26 protein-coding genes are annotated in these 22,256 nt (G+C 53.4%); 2 read left to right on the top strand and 24 right to left on the bottom strand.

Translation table 11 applies throughout. The features are described from left to right. Window positions 1-307 precede the first annotated feature (307 nt). The 20 genes from JRI46_07980 to JRI46_07885 form a co-directional block, all read right to left on the bottom strand. Window positions 308-1,048: an NYN domain-containing protein gene (locus tag JRI46_07980; GenBank protein MBW2039517.1), complete on the bottom strand. Its 741-nt coding sequence runs from the start codon at window positions 1,046-1,048 to the stop codon at window positions 308-310. Between the two features lie 112 nt (window positions 1,049-1,160). Then, entirely contained in the window at window positions 1,161-1,367 is a 207-nt protein-coding gene (locus JRI46_07975) for a hypothetical protein (GenBank protein MBW2039516.1), read from the bottom strand. After that, window positions 1,349-2,674 (bottom strand): adenosylhomocysteinase, encoded by a 1,326-nt coding sequence (gene ahcY / locus JRI46_07970; GenBank protein ID MBW2039515.1) that lies wholly within the window; start codon window positions 2,672-2,674, stop codon window positions 1,349-1,351. Before ahcY ends, JRI46_07975 begins: the two co-directional genes overlap by 19 nt. Before the next feature lie 224 nt (window positions 2,675-2,898). After that, window positions 2,899-4,056 carry a methionine adenosyltransferase gene (locus tag JRI46_07965; protein MBW2039514.1) on the bottom strand — a complete coding sequence of 386 codons (1,158 nt, stop codon included), beginning with the start codon at window positions 4,054-4,056 and terminating at the stop codon, window positions 2,899-2,901. A gap of 21 nt (window positions 4,057-4,077) precedes the next feature. Then, complete coding sequence (gene ptsP / locus JRI46_07960) at window positions 4,078-5,862, bottom strand: phosphoenolpyruvate--protein phosphotransferase (GenBank protein MBW2039513.1); 1,785 nt, start codon at window positions 5,860-5,862, stop codon at window positions 4,078-4,080. Continuing rightward, window positions 5,852-6,130 (bottom strand): HPr family phosphocarrier protein, encoded by a 279-nt coding sequence (locus JRI46_07955; GenBank protein ID MBW2039512.1) that lies wholly within the window; start codon window positions 6,128-6,130, stop codon window positions 5,852-5,854. Before JRI46_07955 ends, ptsP begins: the two co-directional genes overlap by 11 nt. After that, window positions 6,127-6,546, bottom strand: coding sequence for a PTS sugar transporter subunit IIA (locus JRI46_07950; GenBank protein ID MBW2039511.1), 420 nt, complete (start codon window positions 6,544-6,546; stop codon window positions 6,127-6,129). Before JRI46_07950 ends, JRI46_07955 begins: the two co-directional genes overlap by 4 nt. Window positions 6,547-6,556: 10 nt before the next feature. After that, window positions 6,557-7,417 (bottom strand): RNase adapter RapZ, encoded by an 861-nt coding sequence (rapZ, locus tag JRI46_07945; protein ID MBW2039510.1) that lies wholly within the window; start codon window positions 7,415-7,417, stop codon window positions 6,557-6,559. A 17-nt stretch (window positions 7,418-7,434) separates the two neighbouring features. Then, window positions 7,435-7,977 (bottom strand): hypothetical protein, encoded by a 543-nt coding sequence (locus JRI46_07940; protein ID MBW2039509.1) that lies wholly within the window; start codon window positions 7,975-7,977, stop codon window positions 7,435-7,437. Window positions 7,978-7,995: 18 nt separating this feature from the next. Beyond that, complete coding sequence (locus JRI46_07935) at window positions 7,996-8,457, bottom strand: PTS sugar transporter subunit IIA (GenBank protein ID MBW2039508.1); 462 nt, start codon at window positions 8,455-8,457, stop codon at window positions 7,996-7,998. A 3-nt stretch (window positions 8,458-8,460) separates the two neighbouring features. Beyond that, on the bottom strand, window positions 8,461-8,991 hold the full coding sequence (raiA, locus tag JRI46_07930) for a ribosome-associated translation inhibitor RaiA (GenBank protein MBW2039507.1): 531 nt from the start codon (window positions 8,989-8,991) through the stop codon (window positions 8,461-8,463). Between the two features lie 107 nt (window positions 8,992-9,098). Continuing rightward, the gene (gene rpoN, locus JRI46_07925; protein ID MBW2039506.1) at window positions 9,099-10,484 is read right to left on the bottom strand and encodes an RNA polymerase factor sigma-54; all 1,386 of its coding nucleotides are present in this window, start codon (window positions 10,482-10,484) and stop codon (window positions 9,099-9,101) included. Between the two features lie 2 nt (window positions 10,485-10,486). Continuing rightward, complete coding sequence (gene lptB / locus JRI46_07920; GenBank protein ID MBW2039505.1) at window positions 10,487-11,281, bottom strand: LPS export ABC transporter ATP-binding protein; 795 nt, start codon at window positions 11,279-11,281, stop codon at window positions 10,487-10,489. After that, window positions 11,278-11,772, bottom strand: coding sequence for a lipopolysaccharide transport periplasmic protein LptA (gene lptA, locus JRI46_07915; GenBank protein ID MBW2039504.1), 495 nt, complete (start codon window positions 11,770-11,772; stop codon window positions 11,278-11,280). Before lptA ends, lptB begins: the two co-directional genes overlap by 4 nt. Continuing rightward, window positions 11,769-12,311 (bottom strand): LPS export ABC transporter periplasmic protein LptC, encoded by a 543-nt coding sequence (gene lptC / locus JRI46_07910; protein MBW2039503.1) that lies wholly within the window; start codon window positions 12,309-12,311, stop codon window positions 11,769-11,771. Before lptC ends, lptA begins: the two co-directional genes overlap by 4 nt. Then, window positions 12,308-12,844: an HAD-IIIA family hydrolase gene (locus tag JRI46_07905; protein MBW2039502.1), complete on the bottom strand. Its 537-nt coding sequence runs from the start codon at window positions 12,842-12,844 to the stop codon at window positions 12,308-12,310. Before JRI46_07905 ends, lptC begins: the two co-directional genes overlap by 4 nt. A gap of 1 nt (window position 12,845) precedes the next feature. Next, window positions 12,846-13,811 carry a KpsF/GutQ family sugar-phosphate isomerase gene (locus JRI46_07900; GenBank protein MBW2039501.1) on the bottom strand — a complete coding sequence of 322 codons (966 nt, stop codon included), beginning with the start codon at window positions 13,809-13,811 and terminating at the stop codon, window positions 12,846-12,848. Continuing rightward, window positions 13,808-14,638 carry a 3-deoxy-8-phosphooctulonate synthase gene (kdsA, locus tag JRI46_07895; protein ID MBW2039500.1) on the bottom strand — a complete coding sequence of 277 codons (831 nt, stop codon included), beginning with the start codon at window positions 14,636-14,638 and terminating at the stop codon, window positions 13,808-13,810. The genes JRI46_07900 and kdsA overlap by 4 nt, the downstream gene beginning before the upstream one ends. After that, the gene (locus JRI46_07890) at window positions 14,635-16,275 is read right to left on the bottom strand and encodes a CTP synthase (GenBank protein MBW2039499.1); all 1,641 of its coding nucleotides are present in this window, start codon (window positions 16,273-16,275) and stop codon (window positions 14,635-14,637) included. Before JRI46_07890 ends, kdsA begins: the two co-directional genes overlap by 4 nt. Continuing rightward, a complete protein-coding gene (locus tag JRI46_07885; GenBank protein MBW2039498.1) occupies window positions 16,272-17,477 on the bottom strand; it encodes a cofactor-independent phosphoglycerate mutase in 1,206 nt (401 codons plus the stop codon). The genes JRI46_07890 and JRI46_07885 overlap by 4 nt, the downstream gene beginning before the upstream one ends. Before the next feature lie 247 nt (window positions 17,478-17,724). Between JRI46_07885 and JRI46_07880 the strand changes: the two genes are divergently transcribed. After that, a complete protein-coding gene (locus JRI46_07880; GenBank protein MBW2039497.1) occupies window positions 17,725-18,243 on the top strand; it encodes a hypothetical protein in 519 nt (172 codons plus the stop codon). Between the two features lie 62 nt (window positions 18,244-18,305). Here JRI46_07880 and amrS read toward each other — a convergent pair whose 3' ends face one another. Then, window positions 18,306-19,328 carry an AmmeMemoRadiSam system radical SAM enzyme gene (amrS, locus tag JRI46_07875; GenBank protein MBW2039496.1) on the bottom strand — a complete coding sequence of 341 codons (1,023 nt, stop codon included), beginning with the start codon at window positions 19,326-19,328 and terminating at the stop codon, window positions 18,306-18,308. 128 nt (window positions 19,329-19,456) lie between these two features. Here amrS and JRI46_07870 point away from each other — a divergent pair, with 128 nt between their 5' ends. Continuing rightward, window positions 19,457-19,672 carry a hypothetical protein gene (locus JRI46_07870; protein ID MBW2039495.1) on the top strand — a complete coding sequence of 72 codons (216 nt, stop codon included), beginning with the start codon at window positions 19,457-19,459 and terminating at the stop codon, window positions 19,670-19,672. Here the strand turns inward: JRI46_07870 and JRI46_07865 are convergent. The 3 genes from JRI46_07865 to mtnA all read right to left on the bottom strand — a co-directional run. Continuing rightward, a complete protein-coding gene (locus JRI46_07865) occupies window positions 19,658-20,797 on the bottom strand; it encodes a pyridoxal phosphate-dependent aminotransferase (protein MBW2039494.1) in 1,140 nt (379 codons plus the stop codon). The two genes, JRI46_07870 and JRI46_07865, sit on opposite strands and share 15 nt — an antisense overlap. Then, entirely contained in the window at window positions 20,794-21,597 is an 804-nt protein-coding gene (locus JRI46_07860; GenBank protein MBW2039493.1) for an SAM-dependent chlorinase/fluorinase, read from the bottom strand. Before JRI46_07860 ends, JRI46_07865 begins: the two co-directional genes overlap by 4 nt. Further along, a partial coding sequence (gene mtnA / locus JRI46_07855) for an S-methyl-5-thioribose-1-phosphate isomerase (protein MBW2039492.1) occupies window positions 21,587-22,256 on the bottom strand: 670 nt, incomplete at its 5' end. The genes mtnA and JRI46_07860, both read right to left, overlap by 11 nt.

Raw genomic sequence — 22,256 nt, 5'->3', positions numbered from 1 at the left:
TTGGACATTGCTTACCTCCTTTCTGGACGGATAGTTTAACAAAGATAATTTATCCAGAAAGGGTAGCAATGTCCACTACTTTTACTTATATACAACCAACTAAATGGGAGAAGAACCTTATTTTTTAAGATGCGACCCCACGACCCCACCTTAAGGCCTAACCCCCCCTTCTTTTCCAGTTCCCGCAGCTTGCAGGTAGCTCTTGTCTAGGACGATCTCCCCAAAACAGCTCTCGCCGCATAACATCGCCTATCAGCCGCGAGCGGTTAGCGAGTCAACTGCATGGGCCGGTTAGAAGATAGCCATTTTACTTCTTGCGTTTATCCTTTATGTAAACCGCTTTGGATTGCCCGTCTCCCACTAGACGTTCTTCTATTTCAAAGAGTTTAGTTGCAGCAACCAGTTCACCGAGTTTCGTGTAACCGTAGTTTCGTGGATCGAAATCCGGGGCCTGCTTGGCAATGTTGCTTCCCACTGGTGCGAGATGAGACCATCCACTCTCGTCTGATGATGCCTCTACAGCATTCCTTAATAGGGTGACCAGCTTCGTATCCTGCTTTAGCTCATTAGTGCATTTTCGTTTTATGGGTAGACGGTCATCTTCTTTGGATGTCAAAACCTCTGTATATATAAATTTGTCACAAGCGGAAACAAAAGGTTCTGGTGTTTTTTTCTCTCCAAACCCATATACAACAAGACCAGCTTCTCGTATTCTTGAGGCCAATTTGGTAAAATCGCTATCGCTTGAAACTATACAAAAACCATCAAATTTATTTGTATATAGCAAATCCATTGCATCAATTATCATGGCGGCATCTGTGGCGTTTTTCCCTACTGTATAGCGAAATTGTTGTATCGGCTGAATTGAATACAGCAGCAAAACTTCTTTCCAGCCCCTTAAGTGAGATCCGGTCCAGTCTCCATAGATTCTCTTGACGTTTGCGGTTCCATATTTCGCTATTTCTGCCAACAATCCCTCTACGATTGAGGGTTGGGCATTGTCTGCGTCAATCAATACGGCTAATTTTTGTGCTTGCCCGTCAGTCATAATCTCTCCTTTATTCTTCATAACATATTAATCTATGAGCATTTTCGTTTCTTAGCATTTTTAGGCGATTATACAGCATTTGATGGGGGTTTGAAAGGCATTTGAGCGGTTTCTAAAAGTTGGTGATGATGAGTTCGCCGAAGGAGGGGGAGGTCGATGGCGCATGACGGAGTAGTGGGTTGTGACCTGACCCGCAGGAGCACTCTATGATCTTAAACCCCCTCACCTTTATGCCTCGGCTGAGCTCGCCGCAGGCCTCTCCCCTCAGGGGAGAGGAGATATTGAAGACTGATGGCTCGCCTATGTCCCCATCTCCCAAGAGGTGAGGTAATCCTCCTGTTCGGGTGTGAGGGTGTCGATTTTCACCCCCATGGCCTGGAGCTTCAGGCGGGCGATCTCCTGATCGATTTGGCGGGGCACACTGTAGACCTTTTTCTCCAATCCCCTGGCGTTTTTGGCCAGGTATTCGCAGACCAATGCCTGGTTGGCGAAACTCATATCCATGACACTGGATGGGTGTCCCTCAGCAGCCGCCAGGTTCACTAGGCGTCCTTCACCTAAGAGATTTATCCTCTTGCCGTCGGGGAGGGTGTACTCGTCCACAAACTCTCTGACCCTGCGCTTTTTTATGGCCAAATCCTCCAATTCTTCCAGGTCCAGTTCCACATTGAAGTGCCCCGAGTTGGCCACGATGGCACCATCCTTCATGACCTGAAAGTGCTCTTTTCTGATGACCGTGATATCTCCGGTCAGGGTGACGAAGAAGTCACCTACCTTGGTGGCCTCGGTTAGGGGGAGCACACGGTAGCCATCCATCACGGCCTCCAGGGCTCGTAGGGGGTCCACCTCGGTGACGATCACATTGGCCCCCATCCCCTGGGCGCGCATGGCTACACCCCGTCCACACCATCCATATCCACAGACCACGAAGGTAGAGCCAGCCAGCAACCGGTTGGTAGCCCTAATGATCCCGTCGATGGTGCTTTGCCCTGTGCCGTAGCGGTTGTCGAAGAGGTGCTTGGTGTCGGCGTCGTTAACAGCGATCACCGGAAACATCAACACCCCCTCCCGCTCCATGCTCCGCAGGCGGATGACCCCGGTGGTGGTCTCCTCAGTGCTTCCCATCATGTTTTTTAATAGTTCTTCCCTCTCTTGAGATGCAAGCCCCTGGGCCCACTCCCTGATCGGTGGGTTGAGTTCCTCACATCTATCCCATCCCAAGAGGTGCAGGGAGGAGACCAGATCCGCCCCGTCGTCCATGGTGATGGCAGGGCGATGGGCAATGGCCTGCTGGATGTGATCGTAATAGGTGGTGTTATCCTCCCCCTTGATGGCGAAGACCGGTATTCCATGGTCCTTTACCAGAGAGGCGGCCGCGTCATCTTGGGTGCTCAGAGGGTTGGAGGCACACAACACCACCTTTGCGCCTCCTGCCTTTAAGACCTCGGCCAGGTTGGCCGTCTCGGTAGTAATGTGAAGGCAGGCGGATATCCGCAACCCCTCCAATGGCTTCTCCTTTGCAAACCTCTCCTTGATGAGCCCCAAGACCGGCATCTGGTGGGCAGCCCACTCTATCCTTAGCTTTCCTCGTTCGGCCAACTCTATATCCTTTATATGATAGTTCAAGATCGTTCTCCTCTTTGTTTAATTTTTTGGCTCTTATCCAAATAAGTTTTTAAAAGGGTCCAAGGATTTCATCTCATAGGATTCCAGGGGTCGAGGGGTCCAGGGTTCTAGTGAAAGGCAAATCCCTTGAATCCTTGAACCCTTGAATCCTGGGCCCCCGCTTAAAAGATGACCTCTTGGTTCCTCTCAATTCCGCCAACTCAGTATGAGAAAAGGATTTCTTTTTATATTCCCGCTGCCTTGCGCAGATCATCCACTCGATTTAATTTCTCCCAGGTAAATTCCGGCTCATTTCGGCCGAAGTGGCCGTAGCAGGCCGTCTTTTTATAGATGGGGCGCAAGAGGTCCAAATACTGGATCATCCACGCAGGCCTGAAGTCAAAGATCTCGAAGACAATCTTGGCGAGCTCATCAGTGGGGATCTTCCCTGTCCCCTGGGTGTCCAGCATGATGGAGACAGGCTGGGGTTTCCCAATGGTGTAGGCGATCTGGATCTCACACCTGTCCGCCAGACCGGAAGCTACGACATTCTTGGCCACATGCCTGGCCATATAGGAGCCGCTACGGTCCACCTTGGAAGGGTCCTTTCCTGAGAAGGCACCACCACCGTGGCTGCCCCATCCACCGTACGTGTCGACGATGATCTTGCGGCCCGTCATCCCACAGTCGCAGAGGGGACCTCCAATCACGAATCTTCCCGTGGTATTGACGTAATAGTTGGTATTTTCATCCCTGAGGGCCTCTGGGATGACCTGTTTGATCACCTCTTCGATGATCCCCTCTTGGAGGACTTCATACTTTACATCAGGGGTATGTTGGGCGGCGATAACGATGGAATCTACGCGTACTGGTTTCCCGTCGATGTACTGGATGGTCACCTGAGACTTACCGTCGGGCCGCAGGAAGTCGAGGATGCGGGCCTTGCGGACATAGGCGAGTCGTTTGGTGAGGTTGTGGGCGAATGTGATGGGCATGGGCATGAATTCCGGGGTCTCATTGCAGGCGTAGCCGACCATAAGCCCTTGGTCTCCAGCCCCCTGTTCCTCTCCCCTGTTTACCCCCATGGCAATGTCCGGGGATTGTTGGTCGATGGAGGTGATCACCGCGCAGGTCTCCCAATCGAAGCCCATGGAGGAGTCGTTGTACCCGATCTCCTTGATGGTCTCCCGGACGATGCCGGGCATGTTCACATAGCACTCTGTGGTGATCTCCCCTGCGATAAAGACCAGACCTGTGGTCACCATGCATTCACAGGCAACCCTCCCACTGGGATCTTCTTTGATGATGGCATCCAGGATGGCGTCGGATATCTGATCGGCCACCTTGTCGGGGTGTCCCTCGGTTACCGACTCAGAGGTGAACAAAAAGTTGGTCATAGACATAGAATTTTTCTCCTTTTTTCTTTATTCTACGCATTGAATGAAGTCCTCCGGAAATAGTTCGGCCATCTCCTTCCGGATGAAGAGCTCCGTCTCCTTGGCAGTGGAGAATTTCAAGACCTCTTTCAGGAGCCTCTCCCCCTCGGTACGGGTAGAGCGCCGCAGCACCTTTTTCACCCGGGGTATGGCGATGGCGTTCATGCTCAACTCATCGAGCCCCAATCCCAGGAAGCACAAAGTACAAGCGGGGTCGGCGGCCATCTCACCGCAGATCCCCACTTCTATCCCTGCCTCATGGGCGATGTCTACCACCCCCTTGATGCTCCGCAAGATGGCTGGGTGTAGGGGTTCGTAGAGGTAGGATACGTGTTCGTTCACCCGATCTATGGCCAGGGAGTACTGGATGAGGTCATTGGTACCGATACTGAAGAAATCGACCTCACGGGCGAGGATATCGGCGGTGAGGGCGGCAGAGGGGATCTCGATCATGACCCCTAGGGCGATTTCCTGATCGAAAGGGACCCCCCTGGAGGCCAGCTCCTCTTTGGCCTCCTCCAAGATGGTCTTCACCTGTCGGAGCTCTTCCACCCCGGAGATCATGGGGAACATAATCTTGAGTTTGCCATAGGTGCTCGCCCGCAGTATCCCCCGTAGCTGGGACTTGAAGATCTCCTTCTCCTTGATGCAGAATCTGATGGCCCTCAGTCCCATGACCGGATTCATCTCCTCGGCTAAATCGATGTGGGAGGCGAATTTATCCCCCCCCAGGTCGAGGGTCCTGATGGTGACTGGGTAAGGGGCGATCTCCTCCGCCAGTTTTTTGTAGGCCTGGAAGTGTTCCTCCTCGGTGGGAAGGGTTCTCCTGTTTAAATAGAGGTATTCGGTACGATAAAGCCCTATCCCCTCGGCCCCATATTGTATTACGTGGGGTATTTCGTCGAGGAGTTCTATATTGGCCTCCAGGGTGAGGTGGTACCCATCCTGTGTCTCCGCCTTGAGGGTAGAATACTTGAGGAGTTCCCTCTCGAGATAGCGGTAATGTTGCTGCCTCAGTTGATATGCCTTGATGGTCGCCCGCGAAGGCTCGACGATCACCACTCCTTCAGTCCCGTCGATGATGATTGTCTCCCCCCCGCCCACGTAGGCCGTGATGTCTTCCAACCCTACTACCGCGGGTATCCCGATGGAGCGGGCGACGATGGCCGTGTGGGATGTCCTACCCCCCATATCAGTGGCGAAACCGCTCACCCTTTTGAGGTTCAACTGAATGGTGTCCGCGGGAGAGAGATCGTGGGCCACGACGATCATATCTTCCTCTAGGTCCTCGATCTTCCAAAGCTCCCTTCCGGTGAGGTTACGCAGGATCCTCTCCACCACATGTTTGACGTCCTCTTTTCTCTCTTTGAGGTACTCGTCTTCGATGGAGTCAAAGGCCGCGGATATCTTGTCCAAGGTCACCTCGAGGGCCCACTCGGTATTCACCAGCTCTTCTTTGGTCATCCTGATGGTCTCATCTCGCAGCATACGGTCTTCCATTAACCTTAGATGGACATCGAGGATGTAGGAGTGCTGCCTGAAGCCCTTTTCCAAGATCCGGTCTTTTACCTCCTGCAGCTCCCTCTTCGATTTTTCGATGGCCTCCTTGAACCTTTTGACCTCAGAGTTCACCTGTCTGGCCGTTATCCTGCGGGGGGCGAACCTGGTACGCTGGCGCTCCAAGAGGACGGCCTTCCCTATGACTATCCCTGGCGAGACCCCTATCCCCTTAATGGCCTTCCCATCGTTGGCAGATGTAGTACTATTTTTCACCGAATTTGCCCTCGATAAGTTTGCTCAACTCCTCAATGGCCTCTTTGGCATCCCTTCCCCTGGCCCTGACCGCGATCTTTGACCCCTCCCCGGCAGCAAGCAACAATATTCCCATGATGCTCTTCCCGTTGGCCTCGACCCCGTCCTTCTCCACCGTGATGGTGGACTCAAAGTTGCTGGCCAACTGGACCATAATATTGGCCGCTCGTGCATGGAGGCCTAGTTTATTCTTGATGACGAAGGTTCGTTTCTCAACCCTCTCCGCTATTTTTTCTCCCCTCCAGTTCCTCGCTCCAAGATCTCACTGGCCAAGTGGATATTTTTTTGTCCGTAAGATCTTATAAAAGAGGCCAGGTCATCAAGCGCCTTTTCCTCCCGCAGGGTCGACAGCTTGATCAACATCGGGAGGTTGACCCCTGTGACCACTTCCACCTTACCCTTCTCCAGAAAGGAGAGGCTGATATTAGAGGGGGTTCCACCAAACATGTCGGTCAAGATCAAGACTCCTTCTCCTGCGTTCACCTTCTTGACGGCCTTCTTGATCCTCTTTTCCACCTCTTCTAAGGGCTCGGAAGGGTCGATGGAGACAGGTTCCATCCCCTCCACATCTCCTATGATCTGTTGGGTGGCCATGAGGAATTCGTCCGCCAAGGCCGAGTGGGTGACGATGACGACCCCGATCATCTTTTTCATTTTACCCCCTCTTTATATCCCGGTGTCTGACCGTGATCTCCTTCCCCCTTTGGCCGAGGATCTCGGCCAAGCGCTCGGTGATCACCACTGAGCGGTGTTTCCCCCCTGTACAACCTATGGCGATGGTCAGATAAGACTTCCCCTCCTTTTCATAAATGGGGATTAGATACTTGATCATCTTACTGAACCTGTGGAGAAAATCATTGGTCTCTTCCTTCTCCAGGACATAGTCCTTTACCCTTTTATCCTCGCCGGTGAACCCCCGTAGTTCTGTTACGAAAAAGGGGTTGGGGAGGAAGCGGACGTCCATCACGATATCGGCCTCTGTGGGTATCCCATAACTGTAGCCGAAGGACAGGAAGGTTACCTTCATTCTCTTGGCCGTCGGGGCCAGGAGACGCTCCATGATGAGATCCCGGAGTTGATGAACGTTTAGGACTGAGGTGTCGATTACCTCATCGGCGATCTCCCTGAGAAAGGCGATCTCTCCCCGTTCCTCCGTCACTGCCTCGGGCAGGGATATACCCCTCTCCTTTTCCAATGGATGTCTACGCCTGGTCTCACTGTAACGTCTGACAAGGACATCGTCAGTTGACTCGAGAAAAAGCATCTTTACCTGATGTCCTACTTCCCTGAGACCTTTGACGACCCTTTGGAGGTTCTCCAGAAACTCTCTTCCCCTTATATCCACTACAATGGCCACCCTCGATAGCCCCCTGGTGGAGTGTTGGCATAATTCTACGAAGGTGGGGATAAGGGTGGCCGGCATGTTATCTATGCAGTAAAACCCGTTATCCTCCAAGGCCCTCATCGCCGTAGACTTTCCCGATCCCGAAAGGCCACTGATGATCGTTATTTGCAGTGGTCTCACATTTCATTCTATCCTTTCTTTTTGAGGTTTATGAGGAGTTCCTTTTCGAATTCCTTGGCCGCATGATATCCCCCCTTCTTCAGGAGGTGATCCCTGGCGGCCACCTCCACAATGGCGGTCAGGTTTCTCCCTGGTCTCACCGGGATCTTCTTACGGGGGATCTCCACCCCCAGGATGTTGTAAGTCTCTTCCTTTAAACCCACGAGGTCATCTATAGATTCCCCCGGCTCCACCAGTTCTATGACCAATTCGATCTGTTTTCTGTCTCTGGTGGCTGTTATGCCGAACAGCTTTTCGACGTCAATGAGACCCAGACCCCTGATCTCCATATGATGTCGGCCCAAGTCATGGCTGAAACCATAGAGGGCACCGTCACGGCCCTTCTCTATTTGGATGAGATCGTCCACCACGAGACGATATCCCCGCATGACTAGGTCGAGGGCACACTCACTTTTTCCAATCCCACTCTTTCCCAAAACGAGGACCCCCACCCCTAGGATATCTATTAACACCCCATGCAGACTGATGCGAGGGACTTTGCCTTGGGCCATGGTTTCCCCTTATAATACCTAATAGTTCTCGTCCTCTTCAGTGATGATGCGGTAGATCTCTTCCTTGGAGTTGGCCTCCATCAACCTCTCCCTGAACCGGGTATCCTTTAAGAGCCGAGATAGTCTGGCCAAGGCCTTCAGGTGCTCGCCGGCGGAGTCCTCAGGGGCAAGCAACAAGAAGAAGAGATGTGTTGGTTTTTCATCGAGGGACTGGAAGTCGAGGCCCTCTCTGCTGCGGCCAAAGGAACAGATGATTCCTTTTATCCCTTTCAACTTTCCATGGGGGATGGCGATCCCGTCCCCGATGCCAGTACTCCCCAGTCTCTCTCGTTCTAAAAGGACCTGCAAGGTCTTCTCCTTGTCCTTCAACCTACCGTTCTCGACCAAGACGGAGACCAGATCCTCCAAGATCCCCTTCTTGTCCCGGGAGGCGAGCTCCTCTATGATGGAATTTTTATCCAATATGTCTATTATTTTCATTGTCTATTCTGGTTCTATGAGGCCGTAATTGCCGTCTTTTCGACGGTAGATTACGTTGATGGTCTCTGTCTGGTCATTGGTAAAGATGATAAAATCATTCTCCAGGGCCTTGAGCTGTTCGATGGCCTCCTCCATGGACATGGGTTTAGCGGAGTAATTTTTAGACTTGATGATCTTGGGCCTCTTTTCCTTGTCGCCTTCTTCAGAATAGAGGACATGCATCTTGAAATCATAGCCTCTTGTCTTTGGGCGCTTTAACTTGTCTAGTTGTTTCTTGATCTGACGCTCTATCTTATCCATCACATTATCGATGGCCGCATGGATGTCCTCCGTGCTCTCCACGCCATTTATTATAATACCATTATCGGCCATGATGCTCACCTCTATTGTATGTCTAAACTTTTCCGCGGAGAGGACCACATGGACCTCGATGGGTTCGTGCAGGTACTTCTTTACCTTCTGGAGCTTTTCCCCGATATAATCCTTTAAGCTAGGCGTTAACTCTAAATGTCTGAAGGTCATGTTGATCTGCATCTTCTAGCCTCCGATCCTTAGATTCTCGGCATCTTTTATTAAAGTTACAAATCTTAGCCAAATAAAAGGGGGATTGTCAATAAGATTACCTCTTCTAAACAAGGATTTTACCATACCTTCTTTCTCTCACTGGAGGAGAGGATCTTCATCATCTCACGATACTTGGCCACGGTCCGACGGGCTATGGTTATATTATGTCTCTCTTTTAGAAATTGGCCTATCTTCTCGTCGCTGAACGGTCTGCGTGGGTCTTCCTCGGCAATGATCTGCTTGATCAGGTTTTGCACCCGTTTGGCAGCCACCTCCTCATCTCCCTCCCCAATCTTGCTGCTGAAGAAGAATTTTAGCTCATATATCCCCTGCGGCGTATGCACATATTTGTTGGTAGTCACCCGGCTTACCGTGGACTCATGCATCTGGATATCATCGGCCACATCCCTCAGGACCAAGGGATGTAAATAATCTATACCCTTGTCGATAAAGTCCTTCTGAAACTTGATGATGCTCTTGGTGACCTTGTACAAGGTCCCCTGTCTTTGTTGGATGCTCCTGATGAGCCAGAGTGCCGATTTCAGCTTTTGTTTGAGGTAATCTCTGGGTGCATCACCCCTGTCGGCCTCTAGCAGCTGACGATAATAGGGGTTTATCCGCAACTTGGGGATACCATCATCATTTAAGACGACCGTGTACTCCCCTTCGACCTTATAGACAAAGACATCAGGGATGATGGTCTTCGCCTCTTCGGGGCTAAAGGGGCGCCCTGGCTTGGGCTCTAGTTGGGAGATGGTTTTTATGGCCTCTAATACCTGTGGGAGGGGGACCTTTAATTGATTGGCCAGCTTACGGTAATCCCTGTTTTTACAGTAAGATAGATGGGTTTCCACTATCGCTTCGGCCAAGGGATCTCTTTCGGTAAACCCCCTTAACTGGATGAGGAGACATTCTCTCAAGTCCCTCGCCCCTACCCCTGGAGGATCGAAGGACTGGATTGTATGAAGCACCTCCTCCACCGCCTTTATCTCGGCGTGTAGTTCCCCGCAGACCTCTTCCAGGGACCCCTGGAGGTATCCATTCTCATCTATATTGCCGATGATGAAGACACCTATCTCCTCCTCCTGAGGGGTTAAGGGGCTCATCCTTAGCTGCCACTGCAGATAATCGGACAGGGTGACCTGACGGGTGAGGAAGTTCTCCCAAGGGGTCTCGTCTCTATCAGCCCTCGGCGGGGTATAGGTGCTGATGCTGTGGCTCTCCATATATTCTTCCCAGTCGAAGTCCTGGATCTGATCAGGTGTTTCCGAGGTGGCCTCCACTTGCTCTCTCTCCTCTAGGCCACTGTCATCTTCCAATACCGGGTTTTCCTCTATCTCCTGGGCGACGATCTCCTGGAGCTCTATCTGGGACAGCTGCAACAGCTTGATGGCCTGCTGGAGCTGGGGGGTCATAACAAGCTGTTGGCTCAATCTGAGGTCTTGCTTGATTTCCAAGGCCATCTCTACCTGCCTCTTAACTCCTCAGGGGTTTCGCCCTTTTCTTTTCCTGTGCGCCTCTTTTCCAATCTGAAGTTTTCCCCGAGGTATATCCTGCGCGCCTTTTTACTGGCCACGATCTTCTCAGGGGTACCTGCCTCCAATATCTTTCCCTCATTCACTATATAGGCCCGATCACATGCATGCAAGGTCTCCCTAACGTTATGGTCGGTAACGATCACCCCTATCCCCTTGGCCTTGAGCTGCTGGATGATGTTTTGGATGTCGATGACAGCGAGGGGGTCGATGCCGGCAAAGGGCTCGTCTAGGAGGATGAAGGAGGGAGAGAGGATGAGGGCCCTCGTGATCTCCACCCTTCGCCTCTCCCCTCCTGAGAGGGAATAGGCCTTGTTCTTGGCTAGGGAGGCGATGTTTAACTCGTTCAAAAGGGCGTGGAGGCGCCTCTTCTTCTCATCACGGGACAGACCCAAGGTCTCCAATATGGCCAAGATGTTTTCCTCCACGGTCAATTTTTTGAAGATCGATGGCTCTTGCGGGAGATAGGTAATTCCCCTTCTGGCTCGTTGGTACATGGGCAACCAACCAATATCATCCCCATTGAGCAATACCTTCCCATGCTCAGGCCTGATCAGGCCGATGATCATATAGAAGGTGGTGGTCTTACCCGCACCATTGGGACCCAGGAGCCCCACCACCTCTCCCGCATGGATCTTGAGGCTCACCTGATTGACCACCACCTTGCTGTTATAGGACTTGGTGAGCTCAATCGCTTCCAGGGTCTGGATCCTCTCTATTCTCATCTTTTCTCCTCGCCCGGGATGATGGTGACGGTTACCCTCTCTCTCCCCTTTCCCTCGGCCACGCTCTTTTGTTCGTCGATATAGTAGATGATCCGCTGCCCCCTGACCCAGTTGTCTCCCTCTCTTAACACCGGGTCCCCCTGCAGGATCACTTTGCGTTCCCGGTGATAATAGGTGGCCTCTTGACAGGTGCCCCTCCTCTTGCCCTGCACTATGCGCACATTACCCTGAGCCACTATCTTTTCGATCTCATTCCCCTCCTTGTCGAGAAAGAGGAGCAGGCGCTCAGAGTAAAGGACGAACTCCTTTTGCCTGGCCACCACATCTCCTACAAAGGTGATCAAATTGCCTTTATGATCGGCCTCCAACCGCTGAGAGGTGATGTGAATGGGACCTTCTCCCCCACGGAATTCACCGGACCCCTGGGCAAAGACCAGCTGCGGCAGCAGCCAAAAGGCGATTAAGGGGGTGATGTACCTGAGTCCTCTCATCTTTCGATCACCGTCTCCACCTTTTTGTGGATATAGAGTTTTTGTTCCTTCAAGTTGACCAATATCCCAGTTCCCTTCACCCGCATCCCCTTCCTCTCGATCAGGACGGGGTCACTGGTATAGATCTGGCGCCTCACCCCATCATAGTGAAAGGAGTTGGTGAGTACACGATACCCATCACTGGTGGTGATCACCACATTTCTCCACACATCAATCTGTTTTTTCCCCTTAACGGATCCCTCTTCCCCCCTCATGGTGACAATTCTGCCACCTTCGGCGAAAAAGGTGACAGTTAGGTCCTTTAAAAGGGTGAAATCCTCTTGGAGGAAATGGTGGACGGACTTTGCCCTCAGCTCCCACTCCTTCTTTTCCCCTCTGGTCTCCACGTAGTGGACCTCCTCTAGGCTGAGGTCGGCCTTGGTCTCCTTTTTAGGGATGATACTCTCCTCGCCCCCCTGCCTACCTATGAAGAGGTAGCCCCCTACCGCCGATAGGACCAACCCCATAAAGATGAGGATGATCAGCTTAGATAGTTTCAACTATACCTCCTGAGGATCTCCTCCCATTTGCCTTGGGCCTGCATGAGGAGGTCGCATGCCTCCCGTACTGCACCCCTTCCCCCGGAGGATTTGGTGACATAGAGGGCGAACCTCTTCGCCTCCTCGGCACCATCCGCCACGACGATGGGCAACCCCACCCTCTTTAGTAGGGGGATGTCGACCAGATCATCTCCCACAAAACAGGCCTCCTCATCCCTGATCCCCACCTCTTGGGCGATCTCTAGGTATGCCTCTACCTTGTCGTGGACCCCTTGACGGACCCTTTGTACCCCCAGGTCCTCGGCCCTCTTTTGGACCACCGCAGAGCTCCTTCCCGTCAGCATCGCCACCTCAATTCCCCCTTGCAGGAGGAGCTTTATCCCATGCCCGTCCCTGACATCGAAGGCCTTGAGTTCCCTACCCTTATGGTCCATGATGATCCTGCCATCGGTCAGCACCCCATCGACATCGAGTATCAATAACTTTACCATAATTGCCTTCTTCCATACCCCTTCAGGGACCCCCCCCTGCATCTCAGACCACCCCTGCCTTGAGGAGGTCATGGAGGTGGATGATCCCCACGGGGTTTCTTTCTCCGGCCTTGTTGAAGACGAACAGAGAGGTGATGGAGTGTTCCTCCATCCTCTGGACGGCTTGGGCGGCCAAGGCATTGGCCTCTATCCACTTGGGGTTCTTCGTCATGATCTCTGAGGCCGTCCTCTCCAGGAGGTCGGGGTATTTCTCCAGGGCCCTGCGCAGGTCACCATCGGTGATTACCCCTACCAGCTGCTCCAGTTCGTCCATTACTCCCGTAACCCCCAACCTCTTAGAGGTGATCTCCACCAAGGCCTCCTTCATCAAGGTGTTCTCATAGACTTTGGGTAACTCCTCACCCATGTGCATCAGGTCACTTACCTTGAGTAGGAGCCTCTTGCCCAATCTTCCCCCTGGGTGCAGGATGGCGAAGTCTTCTTTCTTAAACCCCTTCTTTTCCAAGATGGATACTGCCAAGGCATCCCCCATGGCCAAGCTTGCAGTAGTGCTGGCTGTGGGGGCCAACCCCAGGGGACAGGCCTCCTCCTGTACGCTCACATCCAATACCACATTCCCAGCCCTGGCCAGGGTGGAAGAGGGACTTCCGGTGAGGACGATCAGCCTGTTACCATATCTCTTGATCAGGGGGAGGATCGGGGAGAGTTCCTCTGTCTCGCCACTGTTGGAGATGGCCAGGACAATGTCCCTCTTGTCCAGCATACCCAGGTCACCGTGGACCCCTTCGGTGGGGTGCAGGAAGAAGGCGGGAGTGCCGGTGCTGGCCAGGGTGGAAGCGATCTTTTTCCCGATGATCCCGGATTTCCCCACCCCTGTCACCACCACCTTTCCATCACAGTTAAGGATCATCTCCACTGCCCGCACAAAGTCCTCGTTAATCTTCTCCTCCAGCCTATGGATGGCCTCGGCCTCGATGCGCAAGACCCGTTTGGCCCTTTCGATGATCATTCTCTTTCCTCCCTTACAATCCGATCTATGGCCATCAGCTGTTTCAGTAAGGAAGGGAGGGTATCTAGTTCCAGGGAATTGGCCCCATCGCTGAGGGCCTGCTCTGGTTTTGGGTGGACCTCTAAAAAGACCCCGTCTACACCTGCACCAACTGCCGCCCTGGCCAGGTAAGGGACAAACTCCCTCCTCCCCCCAGAGGCCTTCCCTGCCCCCCCAGGGAGTTGGACGCTGTGGGTTGCGTCATAGATAACGGGGTATCCCAAGCCCCGCATGACGGGGAGCGATTTCATGTCATTTACTAGATTGTTGTAGCCAAAGGAGGTTCCCCTCTCGGTGAGGAGGATCTGTTCGTTGCCGGTGGAGGTGACCTTCTCCAGCACGTTGGCCATATCCCAAGGGGCGAGGAACTGTCCCTTCTTTATATTGACCGGCCTTCCCGTCCTGCCGGCTTCCACCAATAGATCGGTCTGGCGGCAGAGAAAGGCGGGAATCTGAATCACGTCCAGGACCTCTGTTGCCCGGGGCACCTCGCTGATCCTGTGGACATCGGAGAGGATGGGTAATCCCACCTCTTCCTTGACTCTCTTTAAGATCCTCAATCCCTCCACAAGCCCCGGCCCCCGAAAGGAGGAGATGGAGGTGCGGTTGGCCTTGTCGTAGGATGCCTTGAAGATGAGGGGGATGCCGAAATCTAGTGAGACCTCCTTCAGCCTCCGGGCAAGGGAGATGCTAAATTCCTCTCCCTCAATCACACAGGGGCCGGCGATCAGGACGAGGGGATTATTTCCCCCAACGGTTACCCTCCCGATGTGGACCTCTTTGGTCACCGTCTCCCCCTGTTAGCGTTGAGGGATGCCCTGATGAACTCCCGAAAGAGTGGATGGGGTTCCCAGAGCCTCGATTTGAATTCGGGGTGGAATTGGCAGCCCAGAAACCAAGGGTGATCGGGGATCTCGATGATCTCCGCTAATTCATTGTCTGGGGAAAGTCCGCTGATCCTCATCCCCTTATCGGTTAGGTGTCCTCGGTAGCGGTTATTGAATTCGTAGCGATGTCGATGTCTCTCGGAGATAACCTCCTTTTTATATGCCTCGTAGGCGAAGCTCCCCTTCAGGAGGTGACAGGGATAGGCCCCCAATCTCATGGTCCCCCCCTTATCACTCCCCTCATCCCTGCTCTCGATGGTCTCCTTTTGGTAGTTTATCCACTCCTTCATGAGATAGATGACAGGGTGGGGGGTATCCGGGTCAAATTCCGCGCTGTGGGCCCGCTCTAGACCGGCCACATTCCTGGCATATTCCGCCACCGCCAGTTGCATCCCTAGGCAGATGCCGAAGAAGGGGACCCCATGTTCCCGGGCGTAGCGGATGGCCTCGATCTTTCCCTTGATCCCCCTCTGTCCAAACCCCCCGGGGACAAGGATCCCATCGGCCCGGGATATACCATCCCCTATCCCATTGCGCTCTATCTCCTCTGAGTCTACATACTCCAGGTTCACCCCACACTCATTGGCCATCCCCCCGTGGACTAGGGCCTCGTTTAAACTCTTATAGGAGTCCCTCAAGTTGACATATTTGCCCACCACGGCGATGGTCACCTCATCCTTGGGGTTTTTGAGCTTTTGGACAATCTCCTTCCACATGCCCAGGTCTGGGGCCTTGGTCCACATATGAAGGAACTCAACGATCTTTTCATCCAGTCCCTCTTGATGGAAGACGATGGGTACCTCATAGATGGTCTCCACGTCCTTGGCAGTGATGACGGAATCTTGCTCCACGTTGCAAAAGAGGGCAATCTTTGTCTTGATCTCACGGGGTAGGAATCGGTCGGTTCGACAGAGCAATATATCGGGTTGGATGCCGATCTCCCTCAACTCCTTTACGCTGTGCTGGGTCGGTTTGGTCTTCAACTCTCCTGCGGCCTTGATATGGGGCACCAGGGTAAGATGGATGTAACAGACATTTTCCCTGCCCACATCCCCCTGGAACTGCCGGATAGCCTCCAAGAAGGGGAGGCTTTCTATATCCCCTACAGTTCCTCCCACTTCGGTGATGACGATATCTACTTTGTCGGCCAGATCAAGGATGGTACGTTTGATCTCATCGGTGATATGGGGGATCACCTGGACGGTCCCCCCCAGATAGTCCCCCCGCCTCTCCTTGGTGATGACCGAGTGATAGATCCTCCCCGTGGTGTAGTTGTTCTTCTGGCTGAGCTTGGCGTGGGTGTAACGTTCATAGTGCCCCAAGTCCAGATCGGTCTCGGCCCCATCGTCGGTCACAAAGACCTCTCCGTGCTGGAAGGGGTTCATGGTGCCGGGGTCCACATTGATATAGGGATCGAACTTGAGCAGCGTGACAGTGAGCCCCCTGTTCTCCATCAAGGCCCCGATGGAGGCGGCAGCCAGCCCTTTCCCCAGTGACGAGAGGACACCACCTGTAATGAAGATGAATTTGGTCCTCACGGCCCCTGCCCTAAGAAACGTTCCATCAGTTTATGACCGTCTTCAATAAAGATGCCGCTTTTCCTTGCCTCTTCCTCGGTAAGACCCTTTGCCCTTGATGCAAACTCCCCTTTGGAAGAATAGATCACAAAGGGGACCGGGTCGTCAGCATGAGTCCGTAAATGTACAGGGGTAGGGTGATCGGGCAGGACCACGATCTTGTAATCCCTCCATCTCTCCACCCCCCTTACTATGGTTCCCACCACCTTTTGGTCAAATGCCTCGATGGCCTTTATCTTCGCCTCCAGATCTCCGTTGTGAGAGGCCTCATCAGGGGCTTCCACATGGATGTAGACAAAATCGCCATTATTTAAGGACCGAAGTCCGTATTCGGCCTTCCCCTGATAGTTGGTGTCCAGGTATCCAGTGGCCCCGGGTACCTCCACCACCTCCATCCCGACGTAGATCCCGATCCCTTTGATCAGATCCACGGCGGAGATGACGCTTCCCTTCAGGCCAAACCTCTGTGAGAAGGCCGGCATCTGAGGTGCCTTCCCCTGGCCCCAGGGCCAGATGGAGTTGGCCTCCCTTTTGCCTTCCTGGAGCCTCCTCTGATTTATCGGATGTGCATTCAAAAGGATCTGGGCATCGGTCATGAGCCTGATCAGCTCCCAGGCCCCCTCCCCCCTGGGAAGATAGTCACCGATCTCTTTTTCGGTGATGTCATGGGGAGGGGTAGTCACCATCATTTCTCCTCCTCCCCTCCAGACCAGGAGGTGGCGGTAGCTCACCCCCGGATAGAAACGAAAGGTGGAGTTGCCCAATTCTCTATCCAGATCTTTGATGATCTCGCTTCCCTCTTCGGTAGAGAGGTGTCCGGCGCTGTAATCCCCCACGATTACGGCTCCCCCGATGACCTCCAAGGTCACCAGATTACAGCGAAAGGCCACATCATCTGGGCCAAGCTGGACCCCGATGCTGGCCGCCTCCAGGGGACCGCGCCCGGTGTAATACTTTTTAGGATCATATCCAAAGATGGAGAGGTTGGCGATCTCGCTCCCTTTGGGATACCCCGCGGGGATGGTGCGGACAAGCCCTACCTCTCCTCTTTGGGCCAAGGAGTCCATATTAGGGGTATGAGCGACCACCAAGGGTGTCCTTCCCCCCAGTTCGTCCAAGGGGTAATCAGCCATTCCATCTCCGACCAAGACGAGGTATTTCATGGTAAAAGGATATTTTAATGCAACTTTTATACCTAAACTATATCAAAACCCATTCAGATGTCAAACTAAAAAGGGAAAAACCTTCCTTTTTGCTTAGTCACCTGACTCATAGTATAACGCCGCTGCCCTGTCAAGGACCGAAGGGGTCCTTTGACAAAAAGGAGCTTGGTGCAGGATCCTTTTAATTTTCTTTGTTGCTGTTATAATTACCAAACGAAGAAGAAAGGGTTTTAAAGGAGGTGATGAGATGGACCTTTCGGTTTTTGAAAAGATGGAGGTCTCGGAACTGAGGAGCTATATCGAGTTCCTGCTCTGGCATTACCGGGTGATGGATGCCTTTTGGTTTATTTATGTTGACCAAGAGTTTGACCAGCGGACGGCGGAGATGATAAACGAAAAGGTCTGGTCAAGGGTGGCGGGGATGGCTGCCAAGGATTTGGTTCGACGGTTTAAGGTCGAAGAAAAAGGGCTGCAGGGGTTTGTCAAGGCCCTGAGGTACTTCCCTTGGCATATCTTAGTGGGTTATGAGATCGAGGAAAGAGGAAACGAGGTGATCATCACGGTCCCCAGCTGCCCTACCCAAGAGGCCCGTCTCAAAAGGGGGTTGGAAGAGTTTGCCTGTAAGGAGATGCACTGGGGGGAGTTTGCCGGCTTTGCCCATGAGGTGGATGATCGGATTCAGGTAGAATGCTTATTTGCTCCCCCTGATCCACACCCAGATGATATCTTCTGCCAATGGCGCTTCACCCTGAAGGAAGTTCCCTGACCATCTAGGTTGTCGAGGGAGTTGATGGTTCAACTTTGATTGCTAACTACCTCGGTCCAGGGCTAAACGATGATCTCTATCTCTCTACCGCAATGGGGACACCTTTTGTCCTTTGCCCATCCTCCCCTTATCTGGTAGCCGATCCTCTCTACGAACAGTGCCCCACATGAAGGACAGTAGGTGTTCTCATAGCGATGGCCTGAGATATTGCCGAGATAGGGATAGTAGATCCCGGTATCTCTGGCTGTTTCGTAGGCGAATTCCATTATCTTTATCTCCGTGGGCGGTTGATGGTAGTGATAGGCGGGGAGATACCTGGTAAAATGCAGGGGGGTCTCCGGACCCAAGGTGCCCAGGTGTTTTTGGATTAGCCTTTCTATCTTGTCCCTTTGGTCATTGAGTCCGGTTACTACCAAATGGATCATCTCCACATGGATCCCCATTTCTTTGGCTACCCGCGCATTGCGCCAGACGACCTCCTCCTTTGCCCCCTTCAGATAGACCCGGTATAGCTCCGCATCTCCCTTTATATCTATGTTTATCGCCCCCATCCCGGCCTCCTTCAGCAACCTCAAGGCATCCAGGGTGAGGTAGCCATTGGATACATAGCAACCATAGAGCCCTTGGGCCTTGCCCAGCTTAAACACCTCCAGGGCGTACTCGAATAGGAGTGTCGGTTCCTGAAAGCTGACGCAGAGACCCTGATCCCCCTGTTCTCTGGCCAACGTGACCATCTGTTCAGGGGAAATGTATCTCGCCCCTTTTGGCTTTGGGGCCCTTTTGGAGAGGTGCCAGTTTTGACACCAAGGGCAGGTGAAGTTACAGGACCAGGTGGAAAAGGTGAGGGCGCTGGAGCCAGGGTAAAAATGGAAGAAGGGCTTTATCTCTATGGGCCTTGACTCCAGGGCACTGATTGCACCAAAGACGAGGGTGTAGAGCTTTCCCTCTATGTTTTGGCGTGTCTGACAAAACCCCCTCTCATCCGGGGGGATGAGACACCTGCGCTCACACAGACCGCAGCGGACATTTTCCCCTTTTAATGATTCGTATAAGATGGCCTCCCTCACCGTAGGCAGATCCCTCAACATATAGACTCCTGTGGATCTCATTATAATCGATGAGGTCTCGGAAAGGCTATCTCAATCTATAAATCTCTTTTGGCCCGTTGGGATTTGTGATAGATTCTTCTGATAGGAACAATACTTTCCGGAGGATGGCGAAGATGGATGACAGGGAAAAGTTGCCGATCATCATCAGGCACTGGATAGAACATAACCAGAGCCACCTGGAGGAGTATTGGAGGTGGGCTCAGAAGGCAGGGGAACTGGGGTGGGAGCAGGTAAAGGCCAAGATCTCAAAGGCCATGGAGGAGATCTCCCAATCCAACAGTCACCTAGAGGAGGCCCTGGAGGAGCTAGAGGCCCTCTAGATACTTTTGGAGCCGCTCCATCCCCTCCTCGATGTTCTCCAGGGAGTTGGCGTAAGAGAAGCGTAGAAACCCCTCGGCCCTGCTCCCGAAGTCTATACCCGGGGTCACCCCCACCTTGGCCTTTTCCAGGATGTCGAAGGCCAGTCGATAGGAGTCGGAGGAGTATTTACGGGCGTTGGCCAGGATGTAGAAGGCCCCGGTAGGTTCTACCGCTACCCCCAGGCCCAACTCCCGCAACCTCCTGAGTATAAACTCCCGACGTCGGTTGTAGATCTCCCTCATCTCCCCCACCTCGTTTTGCGCCTCCTGCAAGGCAGCGATCCCCGCCCACTGGACAAAGGAGTTGGGCGAGATAAAGAGGTTCTGTTGCATCACCTGCATGGGTCGGATGAACTCTCGGGGGGTGATCAGGTATCCCAGGCGCCACCCTGTCATGGCATAGAGTTTGGAGAAACCGTTGAGGACAAAGCAGCGGTCGGTGAACTCCAGGATAGTGTGTTCCTTCCCCTTGTAGACGAGACCGTGGTATATCTCATCCGAGATGATATAAGGGGAGAGGGAGGCGATCTCCTCCATCCTCCCCTGGTCCATGACGACCCCGGTGGGGTTGGAGGGGGAGTTGATGATGATCCCCTTGGTCCGGGGGGTGATCCGTTCCTTTATTTGTGGGTGGAGGTATTGAAAACCTTCCTCCTCTTCAGTGTCCACCAGGATGGGCCTTCCCTCCACATAGGAGATGATGTTGGGGTAGCAGGGGTAGTGGGGATTGGGGAGGATCACCTCGTCCCTTGGCTCCAACAGGGCCGAGAAGAGCAAAAGCATGGCCGGGGAGGTCCCTGAGGTGATCAAGACCTGCTCCGGGGAGACCTCCACCCTGTATTTCTCCACATACTTCTCACAGATGGCCTCCCTCAGCTGCAAGAGCCCTTGGCTATGGGTGTAGTGGGTCTTGCCCTCCCTAATGGCCCGCAGACAGGCTTCCTTGATGGGTTCAGGGGTGTCAAAATCGGGTTCCCCCACCTCCAGGTGGATCAACTTCTCACCGCGGCACTCCATCTCCTGGGCACGCTCCAGGACATCCATGACGATGAAGGACTTCATGTCCCTGGCCCTTGACGCAATCATCTCCTCCTCCGTATCTTCACCCGCTCTCCTCTCACCCACCCCCGCTCTCGGTGAAGGCTCCTCTCCTTGAGGGAGATCTCCAAAAACCCACCGCTCCCCCAAAGGGCGATGATCTCTCCTTCCCCTCCCTCGGCGTAGGAAGACGTGAGACCCTTTATCTCTTCAGTCCCGATCTCTATCTTCACCATCTCGTCTGGGGCGAATTCCCTCAAAACCTCCTGGGATATATTGGTGATAAGGTTGCCGAAGTGATCAATATAGATCACCTCCCCTTGGAGGGTTTCACCTTCCTGCAAGGGGCTGGGGATGTTTAGTGCCGCCAGGTCTTCGCAGTTTAAGGCCGGACCCATCTCCCCGGGCAAGACCCCCAGGGAGAGATGGGCGGCAACAGGGGCGAAGATATCCCTTCCATGGAAGGTTTGGCTCACCTGGGTGAGAAAGAACCTCTTTTCGATCAGCTTATAGGCACGTATCCCCTTCTCTCTTTTGAGTACTAGATCGAAGACGCCGTTGTCCGGTCCGACAAAGAGGTAGCGCTTTGTCTCCAGGACCAGAGGCTTCCTCACTCCTCCTACCCCTGGGTCCACTACCACCACGTGAATGGTCCCCTGGGGGAAATAGGGATAGATCTGGCCTAAGACCAGGGCGGCCCCCATCACATCGTGGGGGGAGATCTCATGGGCCACATCGACGATGAGGCACCTAGGGTTTATCCTGAGGATCACCCCCTTCATGGCCCCAATATACCCGTCTCCCCACCCAAAATCGGTCAACAGGGTGATGATCCCTTTATCTCCCATCCCCCTCCCCCTCCCCCCAGATCCGCTTCAGACCCTCCTCAAAGGGGGCCCTGATTACCCCCTTCTCCGTGACTATAGCCCTTACATATCGGTGTGGGGTGATGTCAAAGGCGGGGTTGCGGACCCCAATTCCCTCTGGGGCGATCCTTTTTCCCCAGGGGGCGGTGATCTCCTCTTCACCCCTCTCCTCGATGGGAATTTCCTCACCTGTCTTTATGGCCCGATCCAAGGTGGAGAGGGGGGCGGCCACGTAGAAAGGTATGCCATGTTCCTTTGCTAGGATCGCCAAGGTATAGGTCCCGATCTTGTTGGCCACATCCCCATTGCGGGCGATCCTGTCCGCCCCGACGATGACCAGATCTATCTCCCCCCTCTGCATGAGGTATCCTGCCATATGGTCGGCGACAAGGGTTACAGGGATCCCCTCCTTTTTAAGCTCCCAGGCAGTGAGGCGGGTCCCCTGAAGGAGGGGACGGGTCTCTGTGGCAATTACCGTGATCCCCTTCTTCTCCTCCCAGGCCCTCCTGACCACCCCCAGGGCGGTGCCGTATCCCCCCGTGGCCAGGGCCCCGGCATTGCAATGGGTCAAGATGGTGTCGCCATCTTGGATGAGGTCCTTTCCTATCTCCCCTATCCTTTTGTTGATCTCTATATCCTCC

It is taken from the genome of Deltaproteobacteria bacterium (assembly GCA_019308925.1).
Classification (GTDB): Bacteria; Desulfobacterota; B13-G15; order B13-G15; family RBG-16-54-18; genus JAFDHG01.
Note: the sequence above shows the minus strand (reverse complement) of the source record. Positions and strands in the feature narration are given on the sequence as shown.

Excerpts from the sequence above, each read along its gene's own strand:
- JRI46_07905 (MBW2039502.1), bottom strand. The coding sequence starts at position 12,844 with ATGCAGGGGGGGGTCCCTGAAGGGGTATGGAAGAAGGCAATTATGGTA.
- raiA (MBW2039507.1), bottom strand. The coding sequence starts at position 8,991 with ATGCAGATCAACATGACCTTCAGACATTTAGAGTTAACGCCTAGCTTA.
- JRI46_07935 (MBW2039508.1), bottom strand. The coding sequence starts at position 8,457 with ATGAAAATAATAGACATATTGGATAAAAATTCCATCATAGAGGAGCTC.
- lptB (MBW2039505.1), bottom strand. The coding sequence starts at position 11,281 with ATGAGAATAGAGAGGATCCAGACCCTGGAAGCGATTGAGCTCACCAAG.
- rpoN (MBW2039506.1), bottom strand. The coding sequence starts at position 10,484 with ATGGCCTTGGAAATCAAGCAAGACCTCAGATTGAGCCAACAGCTTGTT.
- lptA (MBW2039504.1), bottom strand. The coding sequence starts at position 11,772 with ATGAGAGGACTCAGGTACATCACCCCCTTAATCGCCTTTTGGCTGCTG.
- JRI46_07980 (MBW2039517.1), bottom strand. The coding sequence starts at position 1,048 with ATGACTGACGGGCAAGCACAAAAATTAGCCGTATTGATTGACGCAGAC.
- JRI46_07870 (MBW2039495.1), top strand. The coding sequence starts at position 19,457 with ATGGCGAAGATGGATGACAGGGAAAAGTTGCCGATCATCATCAGGCAC.
- JRI46_07880 (MBW2039497.1), top strand. The coding sequence starts at position 17,725 with ATGGACCTTTCGGTTTTTGAAAAGATGGAGGTCTCGGAACTGAGGAGC.
- JRI46_07865 (MBW2039494.1), bottom strand. The coding sequence starts at position 20,797 with ATGATTGCGTCAAGGGCCAGGGACATGAAGTCCTTCATCGTCATGGAT.
- JRI46_07885 (MBW2039498.1), bottom strand. The coding sequence starts at position 17,477 with ATGAAATACCTCGTCTTGGTCGGAGATGGAATGGCTGATTACCCCTTG.
- JRI46_07900 (MBW2039501.1), bottom strand. The coding sequence starts at position 13,811 with ATGATCATCGAAAGGGCCAAACGGGTCTTGCGCATCGAGGCCGAGGCC.
- JRI46_07950 (MBW2039511.1), bottom strand. The coding sequence starts at position 6,546 with ATGATCGGGGTCGTCATCGTCACCCACTCGGCCTTGGCGGACGAATTC.
- JRI46_07965 (MBW2039514.1), bottom strand. The coding sequence starts at position 4,056 with ATGTCTATGACCAACTTTTTGTTCACCTCTGAGTCGGTAACCGAGGGA.
- JRI46_07940 (MBW2039509.1), bottom strand. The coding sequence starts at position 7,977 with ATGGCCCAAGGCAAAGTCCCTCGCATCAGTCTGCATGGGGTGTTAATA.
- JRI46_07860 (MBW2039493.1), bottom strand. The coding sequence starts at position 21,597 with ATGGGAGATAAAGGGATCATCACCCTGTTGACCGATTTTGGGTGGGGA.